Below are 4,385 nucleotides of genomic sequence, written 5' to 3'. Positions count from 1 at the left end.
CGGCGCGCACACTCCACGGAGGTCGCATGAACGGGAACGCCGAGCTGATCGAGCTCACCGCCATGTACTCGGAGCAGTTCCGCACGATGGGCCGAGACCCGGCGACGGAGGCGATCGACCAGGCCAAGACGTACGCGACGCTGCAGGCCCGCGCAGCGCTCGCAGGCTTCGAACTCGTCCGCATGCCGGGCGGTGACTTCGTGGTCGGACGCTGGGGCATGGTCCGTGCGCTGACTGGGGCCGACGCTGTGGAAGCGTTCCTGCAGCAGGTAGGTGCTGCGTGAAAGTCACCGACAAGCCCCAAACCGCCGCCGAGGTGCGCGCGCTGGCCGAGGCTTGGTATCGGCAACAGATCGAGCGCCTGACGGAGTGCCTGGGCGATTCGTGGCCTGAGCACCAGGCCTGGATCAAGAGCTACCTCGCGGAGGAAGTCCGCCAGAAGCTGCTGGCCCGCGGATGGAGGCTGAAGACTTGAGCGCGCTCGACGACGGGCTCGAACAGGTGTTCGGCACGGTCGAGCCGCCGACAGTCATACCGGCGCACGATCGGCCTGCTAGCTGGTCGAAGCCTGCAACCAGCTATAGGGGATCACACGCTGAGATCGCCCAGTCGCGCGACACGACTGTTCCGCCACGTCCTCCGATCGTCAGCGGCAGGCAGTTCTTGAACGAGTTCAAGCACATCGAGCCGATCGTCGACGGCCTGCCAATCGGGCGCGGCACGGTCGTGTCGGTCACTGGCGCCACCGGCAGCGGCAAGACGACGCTCTGCGCGCTGCTGGAGGTGTCGCTGTACTCCTCAAGACCTTTTGCGGGCCGCGAGGTCACAGGCGGATCCGTGCTCGTTCTGGCGGGCGAAAACCCGGACGACTATGCGATGCACTTGGCCGCCACCCTGCAGGAGCACGGCATTGATGCTGATGATCTGCTGTTGTGTGGAGCACAGGGCTTCCTCGTCATGCCCGGCACGTTCAACGTGAGCTACGAGGTCGACGACATCCACGAGCGGGTCAAGGCGCTGGGCATCGACCTGGTGGCGGTGTTCGTGGACACGTCTGCCGCCTTCTATGTCGAGGACGACGAGAACAACAACGTCTCGATGCGTCGGCATGCATCGAGCATGCGGTCGCTCACGCAGTTGCCGGGCAACCCGACGGTGTTCGTTCTGTGCCATCCGGTGAAGAACGCCAGCAAAGACAACCTCACGCCCCGCGGTGGCGGCGCGTTCCTCGCCGAGGTGGATGCCAACCTGACCGTGAGCAAGGACGATTCCGGCGTCGTCACGCTCCACTGGCAGGGAAAGATCCGTGGCGCCCCATTCGACCCGATCCGCTTCGAACTCGTCCAGACCCAGCTCGAAGGTCGCGTTGATGCGCGAGGCCGCCCGATCTACAGCGTCGCCGCCCGGCACATCCCCGACGAGCGCGTCGAGGCCATCGAGGCCAAGTCCCTGGACGACGAAAACCGGCTGCTGATCGCGATGCAGAGGAAGCCCGGGGCGAGCATCGCCGACCTCGCTATGGCTAGCGGCTTCACGACTGGGCCCGGCTCGCCGCAGAAGTCGAGGGTGCACAGACTGCTCGGCACGCTTGACAAGCAGGGCCTCGCCAAGAAGGGCCGCACCGGTGCCTGGGAGCTGACCCGAGAGGGACGAAAGGCTGCTGATGAGCTGCACTGAAACTGGAACGATCGGTGGAACGATCGTGCCCCTTGAAAAGTGGAACGGCGAGCGGAACGCGGAACGCCGCAAACCCGCGTCAATGCTGGCGTTCCAGCGGAACGACACGTGGAACGACACCCGTATTCCCACCCCGGAACGTTCCAACCCACCCCTAGAGGTGGAACGGTGGAACGGGCGGAACGATGCCCCCCGTGACGGGAATCCCCGCAACGGACCTGATCGACCTCCAACAGAAAGGACTCCATGACCACCACCACCCAATTCCAAACCCGCCTTGAAGAACTCCGCGACGCCCGCTTCGTCGCTGCCCGGGACTTCGAAGACGTGACCGCGGCCGGCGACGACAGCGGGGCTGCCTGGCAGAAGCTCCAGACCATCGATGCCGAGATCGTCCGCACAGAGGCGAGCCTTGCCGCTGCGCAGCGCCATGAAGAGGCGGCGACCGACCGCAAGGCCCGGGACGCTCAGGAGAAGGCTGCTGCGAAGGCGAAGGCCGCGCACGAGCACGCGATGCAGGCTGCTCTGAAGTTCGAGGAAGCCATGGAGCGCGCTGCGGTGCTGCACGGCGAGACCCTGGCCGCTTTCGAGGAAGCCCACCGCCTGCAGATCGGCAACACCCCCGCCGGCAGCACGCTCGGCGCGCCTGCCGTCATCGCCCGCATTGAGGGCCGTTTCCGCCAGACCGTCGCACGCCAGCAGCGCCGCGGTCCCAACGGCAAGCCCATGCCGGGCGAGCCCTCCATCGAATCCCTCGCGTCCTTCTTGGGCGTCAAGCGTTCCGGCGGCTTCCTCAGCCGGATTGGTCTTTAAAGGAGAGACACATGAGTACCTGGGCACTCTGCGGCGCGATTGACCGCGCCCTCAACGTCACCTTAGGTGAAGACGACTTCCACGGTGTATGGGGCGGGCCCTCCATCGGCGGCAAGGAAGCCGCGGTGATCGTCAATCCCGACCAGCTGCATTCCCGGCTTGAGCTGGTGACGCTGCTCACCGCCATCAAGGCCAGGATCGTCGAACGCTCGGCACCGTTCCTGGACTACCCGGCCGGGCTCGCGTGGGAAGGGTTCTGGACCCGCAATCTCAACGGCCTGACGATAGGCCGGCGCATGACCAACGAGCGCCAGGAGGGCAGCGGCTGCTTCCTGTTCGCCGGTGATCGCGAGACCGATCCCCGCACCGTGGCGCGCAGCCCCGTCGTCGGTCCGTGCTCCACCGCGTGCAGCGTGATCTTCGATGTCGACAAGCTTCTGAACCGCAGCCAGATGCTCGACGGCATCAGCGTCGTGGTTGATGGCCTGATCGACTACATCAACGAAGACCCGGACGCTCCGCTCGCCGACCTCTTCGTCTACCACTGAGGGAATACATGGAAGCACCGCTGACCCCCGAAAGCGCGCAGGCCGAACGTGCGTCCCTGGTGAGTGACAAGGCCTTCACCGCCGCCGCCATGAACCCTCAGGGCAAGGAGTGGGCGAGGCTCACCGAGCTCAATCGTGTGATCGCAGGCGTCGAGCCCGAGGGGGCTGAAGTCGAGGAGCCGACCGCTACCGACGCGCCGGCCTCGCCGACCGACTACCAACTGTCGACCGAGTGGGCGAAGGAATACGGGATGGAGATGGACCCGGCCCAGCAGTCTGACCTTCGGCAGAGCCTGCACGCTGCCGGCGTCGATGCCGACCTGGCCGAAGCCGCCCACATGGTTGCCCTCGATGCGGCCTTCTACGTCCGCACCGACGCGGAGGCCGTGCACGAGACCGCCAAGGCCGAGCAGCAGCTCCGGGGCATCTGGGGCGCCTCCTACGAGGAACAGCTCGCCCTCGCCAACCAGGAAGGTCGCCGCGTGTTCGACGCTCTGCCGGCATCCGTCAAGGCATCGAGGGACTACCGAACGTTCCTTGAGACGACAGGCCTTGGAAGGTCCGTAACGGTCATCCAAGCCCTCGCTCGGCGCGCGCAGGTGCGTAGTGGAGGCGGTGCCGCATGAGTCGTGGTGCGGATCCCGAAGAAACCACCCCCCGGGGTATTCGGGTGGGTCGGCTGGACACGACCGAGGCTGTCCGAGCGGAGATGGCCCGGCTGTACCGAGGCGCTCGGAAGAAGGCCGGAGCCATGCCGACGCCCTCGGACGCTGCAAGGCTTGCCTACCTGCTCCAGCAGATCGGCCAGACAGTGCTGATGCGAGAGATTGACGAGCGGCTCGCAGCCGTTGAAGCCCGACAGGGTGGAAGGAAAACCTGATGAACCTGCAATCCATGCAGAACCGGCTCCGTCGTGTGGAGCGCGACACCAACCTCGACAAGATGCCGCTCGGCTTCGTGATCCGGCCGGATGACGACTTCGAGGGCAAGCTCCGGCGCATCGGTGCGGCCCGCGATGCTGGCCGCGTGGTCTACGTCGCCAACCTGACCCGCCAGCGTCTCCCGCGGTCGGTCCTATGAACGTCACCGCCATTGCGAGGCGTCTGCAGCGCTTGGAAGCGAGTGTGATGTCCGATTCCGTCGTCGTCGTGATCCGCGACCTGCTGCGCACCGGAGAGGCCGAGCGCTACACCGGCGCCGGCCAAGTCTGGATCCGTGAACCAGGGGAGTCAGGCCAGGCCTTGCGAGACCGTGCTGTGGCCGATGCAGAGCGCATGAGTGGCCCGATCGTCACGCTGGTCGAACAGAAGGAAAGGCCCGATTGGGATCCCAAGTCTCCCGGTAAGC

At 66.0% G+C, this 4,385-nt stretch carries 8 protein-coding genes; all 8 read left to right on the top strand.

What is annotated here, in order from left to right:
- Positions 1-284: hypothetical protein (locus x551_RS18945; RefSeq protein WP_216701347.1), on the top strand; the 284-nt coding region annotated here is incomplete at its 5' end.
- A complete protein-coding gene (locus x551_RS18940) occupies positions 281-475 on the top strand; it encodes a hypothetical protein (protein WP_036250203.1) in 195 nt (64 codons plus the stop codon). The genes x551_RS18945 and x551_RS18940, both read left to right, overlap by 4 nt.
- The gene (locus x551_RS18935; RefSeq protein ID WP_161728083.1) at positions 472-1,677 is read left to right on the top strand and encodes an AAA family ATPase; all 1,206 of its coding nucleotides are present in this window, start codon (positions 472-474) and stop codon (positions 1,675-1,677) included. The genes x551_RS18940 and x551_RS18935 overlap by 4 nt, the downstream gene beginning before the upstream one ends.
- Before the next feature lie 246 nt (positions 1,678-1,923).
- Positions 1,924-2,490, top strand: a complete 567-nt coding sequence (locus x551_RS18930; RefSeq protein ID WP_036250201.1) for a hypothetical protein — start codon at positions 1,924-1,926, stop codon at positions 2,488-2,490.
- Between the two features lie 11 nt (positions 2,491-2,501).
- Entirely contained in the window at positions 2,502-3,038 is a 537-nt protein-coding gene (locus tag x551_RS18925; protein ID WP_036250200.1) for a hypothetical protein, read from the top strand.
- 8 nt (positions 3,039-3,046) lie between these two features.
- Positions 3,047-3,664, top strand: a complete 618-nt coding sequence (locus tag x551_RS18920) for a hypothetical protein (protein ID WP_036250199.1) — start codon at positions 3,047-3,049, stop codon at positions 3,662-3,664.
- A 253-nt stretch (positions 3,665-3,917) separates the two neighbouring features.
- Positions 3,918-4,118, top strand: a complete 201-nt coding sequence (locus x551_RS18910; RefSeq protein ID WP_036234846.1) for a hypothetical protein — start codon at positions 3,918-3,920, stop codon at positions 4,116-4,118.
- The coding region (locus x551_RS18905; RefSeq protein ID WP_152543589.1) for a hypothetical protein at positions 4,115-4,385 on the top strand (271 nt) is incomplete at its 3' end. The genes x551_RS18910 and x551_RS18905, both read left to right, overlap by 4 nt.

This window comes from Methylibium sp. T29 (genome assembly GCF_000576205.1).
GTDB lineage: Bacteria > Pseudomonadota > Gammaproteobacteria > Burkholderiales > Burkholderiaceae_C > Methylibium > Methylibium petroleiphilum.
The sequence above is the reverse complement of the archived record's forward strand: the minus strand, read 5'-3'. Positions and strand labels throughout refer to the sequence as shown.